Here is a 13,634-nt window from a genome sequence, read left to right on the forward strand (position 1 = left end):
ATGTTTCATTTTAAAGCATTTAGGGCGATAGATGAACCGGAAAGGTGTCAAAAATTTGTTCAGGGGCACTCCGATGTCCTTAAGCAATATGGTGTCACCAAAGTCACCTCATCAAACAATGATTGGGTCAATAACCCATTTGTGTATGTGGTGACTGTGGAGAATGAGGAAACATCAGAAGTAGTCAGCGGTTTGAGGATTCATATAGCTCATCCAGACTTTCCTTTGCCTATGGAGCAAGCAGTTTCTCAGGTTGATCATAATATTTTTCAGTTAGTCAAAGATTATTCAAAAGAAGGTACAGGGGAAGTATCCGGACTTTGGAATTCCAAATCCATTTCTGGTTATGGAATAGGAGCTGTGTTACTGATCAGGGCTGGTATCGCTATTGCCACACAACTAAAACTAGGTTCTTTATTGGCGCTTGTGGCGGAGTATACCTTAAAACCTTCTCTTCAAAAAGGTTTTGAAATTGAAACTGGTGTAGGGAATTCAGGTACTTTCTTTTACCCAAAACTGGATTTAGTAGCTACTTCCATCGTAATGAAGGACCCAGAGAAATTACCACTTGCTGATGCCTCTGAAAGGGAAAGGATTTTTGAACTTAGAGAAAAGGTGCAATACAAAAAAATAGAAGAAGGTCCGAAAGGTAAGTTTGAAGTAGACTATGACCTTTTGATTGAAAATATTAATTGGAGAGATGATGTATAAGATTTTTGTTTTTTGCCTATTGTTTTTGGCAACAACATTTCAAGGCTTTGCACAATTTGAGAATGTTGAAAAAGTAGAATGCTTCTCCTATAAAATGACCGACCCTGATGTAGGGGTTGAAGAATTAATTCAAGAAGAATCGTTTACATATAACAACTGTAATAATTTCAATTTTGGAATTAATGAAAGTGTGCTGTGGGTAAAGTTAGAGCTAAATGGACTTAGCGACATAGAAAACCCAACGTTTACTTTAAATTCCACCTCACTGGATCTAGTCGATTTTTATTCAGTCAAAGGTGGAGAAGTGATTAGAGAACAAAAGAATGGTCGCCTTTTAGGGATAGAAGCTCGTGATGTTGATTCTCAGAAAATCATATTTGAAATTAATAATGAGGAAATTACAGCTGACTATTTTTTGGTTAGAATTCAAAATGTAGATAAAAAAATATTCACTGGTTTTGTATCCTCTAAAGAAGATTTATTAAACATTCTGAATTTTGAGGAGATCCTTTTTGGGATTTTGACAGGGATATTTATAGGCTTGTTTTTTTATAATTTGTTTTTATACTTTTCCGTAAAAGACAAAATCTATTTTATATATGTTTTGCACACCTTATTGGTTTGGTTTGCACAAGCCTCCATTCTAGGATTTACCCAGTTCCTACTTTGGCCCGATTGGGATTGGATGAATCAACGGTCTATAGTGATTTTTTCTTCTTTGGTAAGTATTGTTGGGATTTGGTTCTTAAGAATATTTTTACTCTCCAAGAGTATCGTCCCCAAACTGGATAAAGGATTTAATGTGATCTTTTTGGTTTATGGGTTTATACTATTAAATGCCATCGTCTTTTCTATTACGATAAGCTACCAGGTGCTTTTAGTCACTCAGTCTATTGTAGTAATATTTGTATTGGCTGTTGCAGTGATGATTTTGAGAAAGGGGTACAGACCAGCAAGATATTATTTGTTGGCTTGGTCCATTTTTATGGTAGGTATTTTCCTTTTTGTTTTTAGTGAAATGGGTATAATTCCATCCAATAATTTCACAGCTTACATTATGCCTTTAGGTTCAGCTTTGGAGGTGGTGCTTCTTTCATTTGCATTGGCAGATAGGATTAACATCCTTAAAAAGGAAAAAGAGAGAGAGCAGGCGGAAAGATTGGAAGTTTTGAAGGAAAATGAAACCCTAGTTAAAGAACAAAATACGCTTCTTGAAAAGAAGGTGAAGATGAGGACTGATGAGTTGGAAAGTGCACTACGCAACCTGCAAAATACGCAAAGCCAATTGGTTAATCAGGAGAAGATGGCATCTTTAGGGCAATTGACAGCGGGTATTGCACATGAAATAAACAATCCAATCAATTTTGTGAGTTCTAATATTATGCCTCTTAAAAGAGATATTAAGGATATCATGGAGGTGATTGATTTTTACAGAAATACGGGATTAAAGGAATTTACAGAGGAGTCCAAAAAGGAGGCAAAAGATCTGGAAGAAGATCTGGAGTTGGATTATGTATTGGATGAAGTAGATCAATTGCTTAAGGGAATGGAAGATGGAGCCCGTAGAACAGTAGAGATTGTCAAAGGGCTTAGATTATTCTCCAGAGTGGATGAGCAAGATGTCAAAAAGGTAGATTTGCATGATGGCATTAACAGTACTATTATCCTTTTGAATAGCTCCATCCCGGGTAAAATTAGGATTGTCAGAGAGTTTAATGAGCTTCCTATGGTGGAATGCCTGGCGGGTAAGATTAACCAGGTATTTATGAATATTATTAATAATGCCGTTCATGCTCTTTCGGACCATATGGAGGAAATTAAAGATCCGCATATAACTATTCGAACTAAATCTAAAGTGGATTACGTTACGGTAGAAATTGAAGATAATGGGCCGGGTATGCCTGATACTGTAAAAGAACGTATATTTGAACCATTCTTTACGACGAAAGCTGTTGGAAAAGGGACTGGTTTAGGCCTGTCAATTGTTTATTCTATTATTGAAAATCACAAAGGGACCCTAGAAGTGAAAACCACTCAGGGTGAGGGTACAACTTTTATTATTACCCTACCTGTAAACCAAAGTACTCAAAAATATGAGTGATAAAATCCATGTACTCTATATTGATGATGAGGATAATAACCTAAAGTCATTTAGAGCCACACTTAGAAAAGACTTTAAAATTTTTACTGCTATTGATGCAGAAGAAGGCTTGAGGATTGCCCAGGAAGAGGAAATTCATGTGGTAATTGCTGATCAAAGAATGCCCGGTATGACTGGGACAGAGTTCTTTGAAAAGATGGTGGAAATCAATCCTGATCCCATCAGAATACTGTTAACAGGATATTCAGATATTGCTTCGGTTATTGATGCAATCAATAAAGGGGAAGTCTATCGTTTTATAGATAAGCCTTGGAATATTGAACAGATTAAAAACTCTATTAAAAATGCTGCTGATATCTATTTTATGAGAATGGAGTTGAAGGAGAAGAATATCCGACTGAAAAAACTTCACTCTGAAATGAATCAGTTTGTTTACAGTTTGTCGCATGAATTGAGAGGCCCACTGATGAGTATTTCAGGAGTTTCAAAATTGGCGAAGCTTGAAGTGGAAGATGCGAGAATTCTGGAGTATTTTGAAATGATAGATTCCTCTACCAACAAGCTAGATGATTACATCTATAAGATGCTTGATTTTTATCGATCTACTAAAATTGATCATAAAGTGACTGAGATTGATTTTCAGGTGACTATAGATCAGCAGATGGAATCATATCAGGCGAAATTTGATTTAAGCCATTTTAAAATAGATTTACAAATCAACCAACGACATACTTTTTATTCGGATGATGCCAAGATTAGGGTAATCTTAAATAATTTATTCAGCAATGCAGTCCAGTTTCAAAAGCATGGACCAGGACAAAAATGGATATCCTTGAGCATTGACGTGTTGGAAAATGAGGCAATCATCAACGTGGAGGATAATGGTATAGGAATTGATAAAAATTCTCAATCCGAAGTCTTCAACCTATTTACAAGAGCTACTCAAAAGAATGTAGGGGTAGGATTGGGGCTTTATATGGTCAAAGAAGCCGTGGAGCAAATGGGAGGTAAAATAGATTTAAAATCAGCGCTAAATGAAGGAACTTGCATTACAGTGACCTTACCTAGTATGAAATAATAAAGAAAAGGTGTCATTTTACTTCTAAAGCGTATCTTTGCTGCTGATTTGAGGGAAATCTCACTTTTTAGAAACAAACAAAACAAATATGATTAATCCTTGGCACGACGTCAATATTGGGAAAAATGCTCCTGAAACGGTCATGGGCGTGATAGAAATTCCAAAAGGAAGTAAAGGCAAGTACGAATTAGATAAGAAAACAGGGATGCTCTATCTGGATAGAGTTTTGTTTTCAGCGGTTCATTACCCCGCAAATTATGGTTTTATTCCACAAACCTTTTGTGAAGATCACGATCCATTAGATATCTTGATTATTTCTCAGATTGATATTCCTTCCATGTGCCTAGTTGAGGCAAAAGTTATCGGAGTAATGAGAATGGTTGACGGTGGTGAAGCAGATGATAAGATTATTGCGGTAGCTGCAGGCGATCAGTCTGTAAATTATATTGAAGATATTGATGATCTTCCTCCGCACTTAATGAAAGAAGTTCACAGATTCTTTGAGGACTATAAGAAGTTGGAGAACAAAGAAGTGAAAGTGGAAGATTTCCTCGGCAAAGAAGATGCGATGAGGATCATTAAGGAGAGTGTGGAACTCTACGATCAAAATTTCCGAACAAAAAGATAAAAGTAGAGCCTGAGATCAATCTCAGGCTTTTTTGTTTTTCACCTGTTTTTTGGTGGCTTTTTTCTGAAGGTAGCTGATGAATTTACCATAGGACTCATGCTCATGATTGGAGATGGAGATAGACTGCTTATCCGAAAAAGCGATCGTCAGCTGTTTGAATTCCTTTTTGTTTGCTAGGATGGTTTCTTCTTCCCAAGCTAAAATATCTTTCAAAGGATAAGTTTTTTCATAGCCTCTCAAGGGAAGCCTTACTGCTATTTGATTGTTGCCAGCTGCAATAAATCGGTACCCTGCTAATAATTTCACCAAAAGCATTAATAGAACCAATGTGATCAAAGGAGCCGAAATTAAGTAGAACCAAAGCCCAAAACTTCCTTTGTAGGCAAAGTCTCTTAAAATAAAGACCAGCCCAGCAAGCAATGCCAGGACTACCAGCCCAAGGGAAAAGTAAGTAGAAATTTTTGGTTTAATTAATATCATCTTGATGTTGTATCTCTTCTAGTTTTTGCTTTGCAAAAGTCTTTAAATCTTCGAAAAAAGCGAAGAAAATGATTTCAAATTCCTCTTCCTTTTCCAAAAGCGCTAAATGTGCTTGCTCCATTTTTGAATCAAACTTGGTTCTTTTTGATAATCCCGTGAGGGAACTTTGTATTCCCTTAATAGTGGAATAATGTAAAAGCCAATTATCCTTTTTCATCCAATAGAAAAGATTTCCAAACCTATTAGGGAAATAGGCCTCGTATTTTGAAACCTGTTCATAAACTTCCAAGGTAAAATCCTCCAAGGATTGATTGGAATATCGGTTCCAGTTTTTGCCCAAAAAATAATCAAAGAAAATGTCAGTTATGACCGTAGAGTAATGTCCGAATTTTGGTCTTAGGTACGTCTGTCCTGCCCTAACCAAAGGATGGGAATCTGTAAACTTGTCTATCTCGCGGTGCAATAGGATGCCATGCCTTATTTTATCTGGATATTGAGCCATCATTTTTCCTTTGACAAAATCTCCAATGAAATTGCCTAAAAGAACTTCTTCTTGTCTGAAGGAAAGATAGGCATGTGCCAGGTAGTTCATCCGTGCTTTTGTAATAGAAAACCTGAAAGGTTTTGATTAGTTTCGATCCCAAATTACACATTGATGGATAAAATCACCGAGGAATTTAAGAAAGGGCTAAAACTTTTAAAGACGGAATGGCAAGAGGATCTGGCTCAATACCGACAGAAATTTCTAAATACCTCCATTGCAGATAAGAAAAAAGAAGGGATAACCTGGCATCCTGTTCAGCTAAAAAAGAGCAAGATTGGGATGGGGGAGCGCTTAATAGTCGAGGTGGAGAAACATGAGGATAATCAGTCTTCAGCTTTTAATTCTGGAAAGTCAGTTTCATTTTTTACCACACAGGATAGTTATCAAAGCGCAGAACACCGAGTAAATGGGGTGATCAATTTTGTAAGGAAGAATACCATGATAGTTACCTTGCAGGCAGATGAAATTCCTGATTGGATGGAAGGGGGGCGGCTTGGAGTTGATTTGCTTTTTGATGAAGCAAGTTATCGAGAGATGGAGTTTGCATTGAAGAAGATGATGTCTGAGGAAAATAAACGTGTGGAGGAATTAAAGCATGTGCTTTTAGGAGAAAAAGCCCCTCAGTTTAATGATACCCCATATAAAAGCAACCCAAATCTTAACTTCTCCCAAAATCAAGCATGCCAACTCATCTCCAATGCCAAGGATGTGGCGGTGGTGCATGGTCCTCCGGGAACGGGGAAAACGACCACGTTGATAGAAGCTATTGAGCAAGCAGTGACTGCTGGTCAATCCATTTTGGTATCTGCTCCCAGTAATGCCGCTGTGGATTTGTTGGTAGAAAAGCTGATCGATCAGGGGATTGAGACCTTGCGTCTCGGTCATCCTGCTAGGGTAGAGGAGAAGATCTTAAATCAGACTTTGGATGCCAAAACAGCATTTCATTCCAGCTACCGTGACTTGAAAAAACTTAGAAAAGAAACCGATCAATATTTAAAGCTAGCAAAGCAATACAAACGGAAATTTGGGCCTGAGGAAAGAGCGCAGCGAAAATTGATGTATGCGGAAGTTTCCAGACTCAGAGAAGCTTCAAAATCGCTGGAGGAATATATACAATATGATATTTTTCAAAAGACCAAGGTGTTTGCGAGTACACTGGTGGGAGCCTCCTCTTATAGTTTGAAGGGGATGGAATTTGATGTGGTTTTCATCGATGAAGCGGCACAAGGTTTAGAAGCTGCTACTTGGATTCCCATTTTGAAGGCTAAGAAGGTAGTTTTTGCAGGGGATCATTGTCAGCTTCCTCCTACGATCAAATCCTATCAGGCGGCTCAGGAAGGATTGGCTGAAACTTTATTTGAAAAAGTGATTGCTAGAAAATCTCAGGCTTCGCAAATGCTCCAAGTGCAGTATAGAATGCCAGAAGTGATTATGGGATTCTCCAATGAACAGTTTTACAAAGGAGAACTTCAGGCTGCCGAAAATACCAAATTGCATACTTTTCCCGGAGAGGATCAACAATTGGAATGGATAGATACAGCCGGAGCTGGATACAATGATCAAAAGGAAGCAGAAAGTCTAAGTACCTGCAATCCGGAGGAGGCCGCTTTTGCCTGTCGCTATTTAAATGAGATGATTGTGCGAATTGGAATCGGGAATTTTAAGCAAGAAGGGTGGACCATTGGTTTGATTGCCCCTTATGGAGCACAAGTTCGGTTGTTGAGATCTTTGATTTTTGAGGGATTTGAATACCCCAATTTGAAAGCTTTTTCAGATTTGATTACCATCGATACGGTGGATGGTTTCCAGGGGCAGGAGCGGGACCTGATGTTGATTTCTTTGACCCGATCCAATGAAAAAGGTGAAATTGGTTTTCTTGCAGATGAGCGGAGAATGAACGTCGCTTTGACCCGGGCGAAGCGAAAATTGGTGCTGGTAGGAGATAGCAGCACACTTGCCCTAAACCCATTTTTCGATCAATTACTGCAGTATTTTGAGAAGAATAATGGGTATCGAAGTGTTTGGGAGTTTTTGGGGTGACATGCCAAAGGGGATATCATTCTCCCTTCTTTATTTTATTTTTACCTCCACTGATCTTGTAGATCAAAAATCCTACACCTACTAAAAAATGTAAGATTAAAATTCCTACAATGATCATGATCGAAGTCGAACTCATTTTCAGTAGCTTTTGTAAAGGGTTTTAATTTTCTGGCAAGGAATGAATAGTATGATAATAACGGCTGAGGTAACTCAAAACATCTCCGAAAGCTTCTGCTGATTTCAGCTGTTCATCAGATACTTTTTTGCCTAATAGACGACAAAGTAATAGCCCATATACCCCGTTGAGGCATATTTGGATCTCATTTCCAAGGTCTTTTCCTTCTGCATCCATTACCGCTTGAAGTACATGTGGTTTTACGTTTTGGTACGTGTCGAAATAGGTTTTGTCACGTTTAAGTAAGTCCCAATGGATTTCTGATAATTCCTTTACTAAGGCATTCAATTCTGTGAGATGCCCTGAATCCATTTTCTCCTCTGCTTTTAGTTTTTGGGTAAGGTTCTCAAACCAATTTCCCACTTCCGTTTTGACTTCTTCGGTAACAGGATAATGCGTAATGACATATTGTTTGATTTCATCCATGTTGCCCTGGTAAGATCGAATCAGATCCTCCATTTGGTACATGTAAACAATGTATTCGGCAATATTTTGAGACTTTTTCTTTTCTGCTACTGACTTCATGATGCAAATGTAAGAAAAGATTGTTTTTTGCTTGTAGCCGTTTCAAAAGGAATAGTACTTGGTGAAAGGTTGGTTTTTGTCACGCTGGGGTTCCCTGATTGATTTGTTTAGGCTAAAGAAGTGTCAGTCCGAGCACTGGAGCGACGAAAGTCGCGCATATCGAGGACCTTTCGACATGGTTAAAAATGGTAGTTTGATGTAAATTTCTAAAAATCAGATATTTAAAAATTTATTCTCAGATGTTAAAGTGAATTTCAACTATATGATTATCCGAAATCTTCCAAATACTCAAATTTTCTTTGCTCACCTTGTAAAAGGACGGAAGATCGAAGCAGCCAATATTTTTGAACACTCCTAATCTTATGGTGCTTTTGGTTATTTACTGGTATAAAACGGATACATATAAAATCAATTAACTAATTCCAGACCCGGCGGGGTCAAAGCTTTAAACCTGCCTGCCGGCAGGCAGGGCCCAGGCCCCGATAGTTATCTGGGTCAACTCTGGGTAAAAATGGATTAGATTTACCCAGCGCTGGCCCGGGATTTTCTTTCGGAGACAGAATGGTTTTGCCAGCAAGGTGGAGCCTAATCTTTATTTCAAACTATCCAAAAAATTAATTAAATCTATTTGATCATTCCCCATCAACTTGCCAACCTCCACCTAAGCTTCTATAAAGCTCAACTTTTGCCAAAGCCAATTGCATTTTCAGTTGCACGACATCCAATTGGTTTTGTAGCGCATCCTCTTGAGCATTGATGATTTCCAGGTAGTTTGCAAACCCACTTTCAAAAAGCAAAAATGCATCTGCCATACCTTTGGTGGTTGTTCTCATTCGTTCTTGAGCGATTTCATATTCTTCCTGAAGCTTTTCGATATTTACCAAGGCACTGGATACTTCAGAAACAGCAGTATTGATTTTGTCTCTAAAATCTAGCTCGGCAATTTCCCTTTGCTTAATGGCGATTCTATGATTGGTTTTCAGTTTCCTATTTTGAAATATGGGCTGAAACAAGGCACCATTAATCAATGCAAATCCGGAACTGATAGGGTCGATAACCGTGCCTAACGCCATTGAATTGAGTCCTGCACCGGCATTAATTGTTAAAGAAGGGTACTTCATAGCTTGTGCGATCCCTACGCGTGCATTGGTAGAAATAAGTTCATACTCAGAAGCAGCCACATCCGGTCTGTTTTGAATCAGTTCAAGAGGCACACCAGTAGTATAGGTATGGTCCAAGGCCAATTGATCTAAAACTCCCTTGAATTCTAGAGCTCCTGGAGTTCGGCCAATCAAATTATTCAAACGGTTCTCCTGAATAACGTAGGCTTTTTCCAGCTGTGGAATCAATGCCTTTGCCCTCAACATTTGGGATTTGGTTTGCTGAATTGCCAAAGAGGTGTTTTCTCCAGCGTCGTACTGAAGTTCGACGATCTTCAACGTGTTCTTGCTCAAATCATAGTTTCTCTGCGCTACTGTCAATTGGGATTTCAACATTAAAATATTGAAATAGGTGGATGCGACCTCAGAAACCAACGCTGTTTGCACAGCTTTTTTGAATTCCTGAGTTTGCATATACTTTGCCTGAGCAGCTTCCTTTTGCCAACGTAATTTTCCCCAGATATCAATTTCCCAGCTTGCCTGCAAAGTCACAGCATAAGCTAATCTCTCCGTATAAAGTGTTTTTGGAACACCATCTGGATGGTTTCTTCTGGCTCTATTGGAACCATAATTATTATAATTTTCAGAATAATATTCACGGTTGAACCTAGCAGGATTGGAGTTTAAGCTTGGTAGAAAATTAGCCTTGGACTGCAATAAGCTTTCATTTGCAATCTCTATCTGCTTTGCAGTTTTCTGAAGGTCAAAGTTTCCGGCTAATGCTGAATCAATTAGAGAATTCAGAGTGGAATCCTGAAAGAATTCCGCCCAATTGATAGAGGCTATGTGCTCGTCTCCAACAAAAACGCTGTCTTGAAGTTTTTCGCTTCCATAGAATTCCTCTGGTAAATTGGTTTCAGGTCGGGTATAATTTTCACCGACTTTGCAACTCACCGCTACTATCAGCAAAAAGAAAAGTGTTATAAGTCTTTTAGTATGAATCATTGTTTCGCTGGTTCTGCTTTTTTACTAATTCTCAAAGGGAATCGATCTTGCAATTCTTGGAAAACATAGGATAGGACTGGAATGAAAATAAGACCTAAAGAAATCCCGAAAATCATTCCTCCTGCGGTACCGATACTCACTGATTTTGTTCCTTCGGCAGAAGATCCCACAGAAAACATCAAGGGAACCAGACCAGCAGTAAATGCAAAAGAAGTCATCATAATCGGCCTTAATCTCAATTGACAGGCTTCAATTACCGCTTCAAACACTGGTAAACCTGCTCTACGTTTTTGAGCTACGAATTCGACGATTAGAATGGCATTTTTAGCCAGGAGTCCAATCAACATAATCAATCCTACCTGCACGTAAATATTGTTATCTATACCTACCAAGTTGATGGATGCGAAAATCCCCAAAATACCAGCTGGCAAGGAGAGAATCACGGCCATAGGAAGCCAGAAACTTTCATATTGTGCTGCAAGGATAAAATAGGTAAGAATGATACTTATGATAAATATGGTGGTGGTGCTTGAGCCAGATTTCTTTTCCTCTAAACTCATTCCTGTCCACTCAAAACCTAGGTTAGCAGGCAGTTTCTCTTCGCTTAGTTTTTCAAGCATATCCATCACATCTCCTGTACTATAACCTTTGGCAGGAGTGATGTTAATTCTTGCCGCATTGTATAGGTTATATCGGAATACAGTCTCGGGACCATAGGTTTGTTCTAAGCTCACAAAAGAACTAAGAGGAACCATTTCTTGCTTATCATTTTTGACCATGATGGAGTTAATCGCATCAGGTGTTTCTCTAAATTGAATGTCCGACTGCATATAGACCATATACTGTCTTGTAAACCTATTGAAATCACCTACCCGAGTTCTACCAAAGTTTGATTGGATCGTGAACATCATATCCTTTACGCTGACTCCTAAAGCCTTCGCTTTTTCATAGTCAATGTTCAGTTTAAACTGTGGGAAATTGGTGTTGTAAGAGGTAAAGGCTTTCTCAATTTCTTTCTTTCGGGAAAGCTCAGCTACGAACTCGTTGATTAATACGCCGAATTCTGCCAAATCTCCATCAGAATAATCTTGAAGCACGATTTGAACCCCATCAAAATTACCAAAACCTTGTACTGTGGGTCTTGGATACATGTTGATCTTGGCTTCATTTAAGACACTCAATTTTTGAGTAAGATGTTTAACTACCTCTTGAATATTTGAAATATCACCGCGTTCTTTGACGCTTTTTAATTTGATATACCCCAGACCTGTTGATGCACTTTCAGAATCATCAACAATGTTGTAACCAGAGACAGTGTTCACAGAAGCTACGGCAGGTTCAAGGTGTAATAAAGAATCTGCTTGTTTAAGTAATTGGTTCGTCCTAAAAAGTGAGGATCCTTCTGGCATGGAAAGGGAGAAGATCAAGAAATTATCATCCTCTGTTGGAATAAATCCTTTTGGAGTAGTGGAGGCTAGGAAATAGGTGAATCCAGATACTAAAACTAATCCAGCCAATGTCCACCATTTACGTAGGATGGCCCATTTAATGAGACGGATGTATTGGAAAGTGAATTTGTCAAAAACAGTATCAAATTTCTTTAAGCTTTTCGTTTTGATGTCTTTGATTTTCTCCATTTTCTCGGAATCCTTGATTTTTCCGATGATCTTGATTTTAGATGGCTTCTTTTCTTTCTTTTTACCCAAAATCAAGGCACTAAGTACAGGGACCAATGTCAAGGCATTAATCGCAGAAATTAGAACCGCAAAAATGATCGTGAAGGCGAATTCCTTATAGAAAACTCCTACTGGTCCATCCAAGAAACCTGCTGGTAAAAACACAGCTGCGATTACAATGGTAATGGAGATAATGGCACCAGTGATTTCCGACATGGCTGCATTCACAGCATCCAAGACTTGCATGCCCTGATCATGGATTTTTTCATAAATAGCTTCGATGACCACAATGGCATCATCCACCACAATACCTATCGCCAATACGATGGAGAACATACTTAATACGTTCATCGTGGCTCCAATTATCTGAAGAAAGAAGAATGTACCAATGAGTGATACAGGGATGGAAATAGCGGTAATAATGGTAGCCCTAAAGTCTTGTAGAAAGATGAATACTACCAGGAAGACCAGAACAAATGCTTCTATCAGCGTTTGTTGCACATGGTGCATTGATTCGTCAATCTGATCACGAACACTGTAAGTGATTTTATAATGGATACCCTCTGGAAAGACTTTGGCTTGGTCTTCTAAAACCTTCCGTACTGCCTTGTCAATCTCTACTGCGTTTGCTCCTTGCTGCTGCACTATATCAATGGTAACAGCCGACTTTCCATCTAGCTTGTTATCACTGGCATAGTTGGATGCACCAAACTCTAATCTAGCGACGTCTTTTAGTCTCAACTGAGAACCATCCTCCTCGGATTTGATGACAATGTTTTCGTACTCTTCAGCCTCGCTAAACCTTCCGCTATGCTTTAATACAATCTCAAATGTCTCGGTAGAGTTTTCTCCAAATCTACCTGGTGCTGCTTCAAAACTCTGATCACGAACTTGATTTAAAACCTCTCTTGGAGTCAATCCATACAAGGCTAGTTTTTCAGGGTTCAACCAAATACGCATGGCATAATCCCTAGATCTCAAAATTGAAGCTTCAGCAATTCCGCTCACTCGCTTTAGCTCCCTACGGATTTTCATCCGTGTATAGGCATTTAAGAAAGTTTCATCATAGTCGCCATTCTCACTGTAGATATTGATGGTCATCAAAGATCCTTTCAATCTTTTTAATACCACGATACCAGCTTCCCTGACCTCAGCAGGAATTTGCTCCATCACCTTGGAGATCCTGTTTTGGATTTCTACAGCAGCGACGTTAGGGTCAGTCCCAGGCTCGAAGTAAACTGTAGATCTTCCTCGGCCCGAGTTAGTGGCAGTAGAGTTTACATAACTCATATTTTCTGCTCCGTTGATGGCCTCCTCTAAGGGAAGTAAGACTGAGTTGGCAACAGTTTCAGCATTTGCACCAGGATAGTAAACCTGCACACTGACACTTGGAGGTGCGATTTCAGGGAATCTTTCCACAGGCAGCATACGCATGCTGGCTGCCCCGGCTAATACCAATAAGACGGATATTACCAGTGCGAGAACGGGTCTTTGTATAATGTTTTTAAACATACTTTTTATCAGGATTTACCTGGCGAAAAAATGGGATTTGCCAAAAGGATTTCCACTCC

General features: G+C 38.9%; 10 protein-coding genes. 5 read left to right on the forward strand and 5 right to left on the reverse strand.

Features of this window, described 5'->3' with window-relative positions; genetic code table 11:
* The 4 genes from ALPR1_RS07135 to ALPR1_RS07150 all read left to right on the forward strand — a co-directional run bounded on the left by ALPR1_RS07135 (window position 1) and on the right by ALPR1_RS07150 (window position 4,518).
* A complete protein-coding gene (locus tag ALPR1_RS07135; RefSeq protein WP_008199537.1) occupies window positions 1-711 on the forward strand; it encodes a hypothetical protein in 711 nt (236 codons plus the stop codon).
* Window positions 701-2,812 carry a sensor histidine kinase gene (locus ALPR1_RS07140; RefSeq protein WP_008199538.1) on the forward strand — a complete coding sequence of 704 codons (2,112 nt, stop codon included), beginning with the start codon at window positions 701-703 and terminating at the stop codon, window positions 2,810-2,812. Before ALPR1_RS07135 ends, ALPR1_RS07140 begins: the two co-directional genes overlap by 11 nt.
* The gene (locus ALPR1_RS07145; RefSeq protein ID WP_008199540.1) at window positions 2,805-3,890 is read left to right on the forward strand and encodes a hybrid sensor histidine kinase/response regulator; all 1,086 of its coding nucleotides are present in this window, start codon (window positions 2,805-2,807) and stop codon (window positions 3,888-3,890) included. Before ALPR1_RS07140 ends, ALPR1_RS07145 begins: the two co-directional genes overlap by 8 nt.
* 88 nt (window positions 3,891-3,978) lie before the next feature.
* Window positions 3,979-4,518, forward strand: coding sequence for an inorganic diphosphatase (locus ALPR1_RS07150; protein ID WP_008199542.1), 540 nt, complete (start codon window positions 3,979-3,981; stop codon window positions 4,516-4,518).
* A 21-nt stretch (window positions 4,519-4,539) separates the two neighbouring features.
* On the opposite strand, the gene ALPR1_RS07155 is transcribed toward ALPR1_RS07150, so the two are convergent.
* Together ALPR1_RS07155 and ALPR1_RS07160 are read right to left on the reverse strand one after the other, a co-directional pair.
* On the reverse strand, window positions 4,540-4,998 hold the full coding sequence (locus tag ALPR1_RS07155) for a hypothetical protein (RefSeq protein ID WP_008199543.1): 459 nt from the start codon (window positions 4,996-4,998) through the stop codon (window positions 4,540-4,542).
* Window positions 4,985-5,590 carry an acyl carrier protein phosphodiesterase gene (locus tag ALPR1_RS07160; protein WP_008199544.1) on the reverse strand — a complete coding sequence of 202 codons (606 nt, stop codon included), beginning with the start codon at window positions 5,588-5,590 and terminating at the stop codon, window positions 4,985-4,987. Before ALPR1_RS07160 ends, ALPR1_RS07155 begins: the two co-directional genes overlap by 14 nt.
* A 63-nt stretch (window positions 5,591-5,653) precedes the next feature.
* Here ALPR1_RS07160 and ALPR1_RS07165 point away from each other — a divergent pair, with 63 nt between their 5' ends.
* Complete coding sequence (locus ALPR1_RS07165; RefSeq protein ID WP_008199546.1) at window positions 5,654-7,582, forward strand: AAA domain-containing protein; 1,929 nt, start codon at window positions 5,654-5,656, stop codon at window positions 7,580-7,582.
* A gap of 160 nt (window positions 7,583-7,742) precedes the next feature.
* Here the strand turns inward: ALPR1_RS07165 and ALPR1_RS07170 are convergent, their stop codons facing one another.
* From ALPR1_RS07170 to ALPR1_RS07180, 3 genes are all read right to left on the reverse strand, one after another.
* The gene (locus ALPR1_RS07170) at window positions 7,743-8,282 is read right to left on the reverse strand and encodes a DUF4924 family protein (protein WP_008199549.1); all 540 of its coding nucleotides are present in this window, start codon (window positions 8,280-8,282) and stop codon (window positions 7,743-7,745) included.
* 632 nt (window positions 8,283-8,914) lie between these two features.
* On the reverse strand, window positions 8,915-10,387 hold the full coding sequence (locus ALPR1_RS07175) for a TolC family protein (protein WP_008199550.1): 1,473 nt from the start codon (window positions 10,385-10,387) through the stop codon (window positions 8,915-8,917).
* On the reverse strand, window positions 10,384-13,575 hold the full coding sequence (locus ALPR1_RS07180; protein WP_008199551.1) for an efflux RND transporter permease subunit: 3,192 nt from the start codon (window positions 13,573-13,575) through the stop codon (window positions 10,384-10,386). Before ALPR1_RS07180 ends, ALPR1_RS07175 begins: the two co-directional genes overlap by 4 nt.
* Window positions 13,576-13,634 lie beyond the last annotated feature (59 nt).

It is taken from the genome of Algoriphagus machipongonensis, assembly GCF_000166275.1.
Classification (GTDB): Bacteria; Bacteroidota; Bacteroidia; order Cytophagales; family Cyclobacteriaceae; genus Algoriphagus; species Algoriphagus machipongonensis.

Excerpts from the sequence above, each read along its gene's own strand:
- ALPR1_RS07135 (WP_008199537.1), top strand. The coding sequence starts at position 1 with ATGTTTCATTTTAAAGCATTTAGGGCGATAGATGAACCGGAAAGGTGT.
- ALPR1_RS07155 (WP_008199543.1), bottom strand. The coding sequence starts at position 4,998 with ATGATATTAATTAAACCAAAAATTTCTACTTACTTTTCCCTTGGGCTG.
- ALPR1_RS07175 (WP_008199550.1), bottom strand. The coding sequence starts at position 10,387 with ATGATTCATACTAAAAGACTTATAACACTTTTCTTTTTGCTGATAGTA.
- ALPR1_RS07165 (WP_008199546.1), top strand. The coding sequence starts at position 5,654 with ATGGATAAAATCACCGAGGAATTTAAGAAAGGGCTAAAACTTTTAAAG.
- ALPR1_RS07150 (WP_008199542.1), top strand. The coding sequence starts at position 3,979 with ATGATTAATCCTTGGCACGACGTCAATATTGGGAAAAATGCTCCTGAA.
- ALPR1_RS07140 (WP_008199538.1), top strand. The coding sequence starts at position 701 with ATGATGTATAAGATTTTTGTTTTTTGCCTATTGTTTTTGGCAACAACA.
- ALPR1_RS07145 (WP_008199540.1), top strand. The coding sequence starts at position 2,805 with ATGAGTGATAAAATCCATGTACTCTATATTGATGATGAGGATAATAAC.
- ALPR1_RS07180 (WP_008199551.1), bottom strand. The coding sequence starts at position 13,575 with ATGTTTAAAAACATTATACAAAGACCCGTTCTCGCACTGGTAATATCC.
- ALPR1_RS07160 (WP_008199544.1), bottom strand. The coding sequence starts at position 5,590 with ATGAACTACCTGGCACATGCCTATCTTTCCTTCAGACAAGAAGAAGTT.
- ALPR1_RS07170 (WP_008199549.1), bottom strand. The coding sequence starts at position 8,282 with ATGAAGTCAGTAGCAGAAAAGAAAAAGTCTCAAAATATTGCCGAATAC.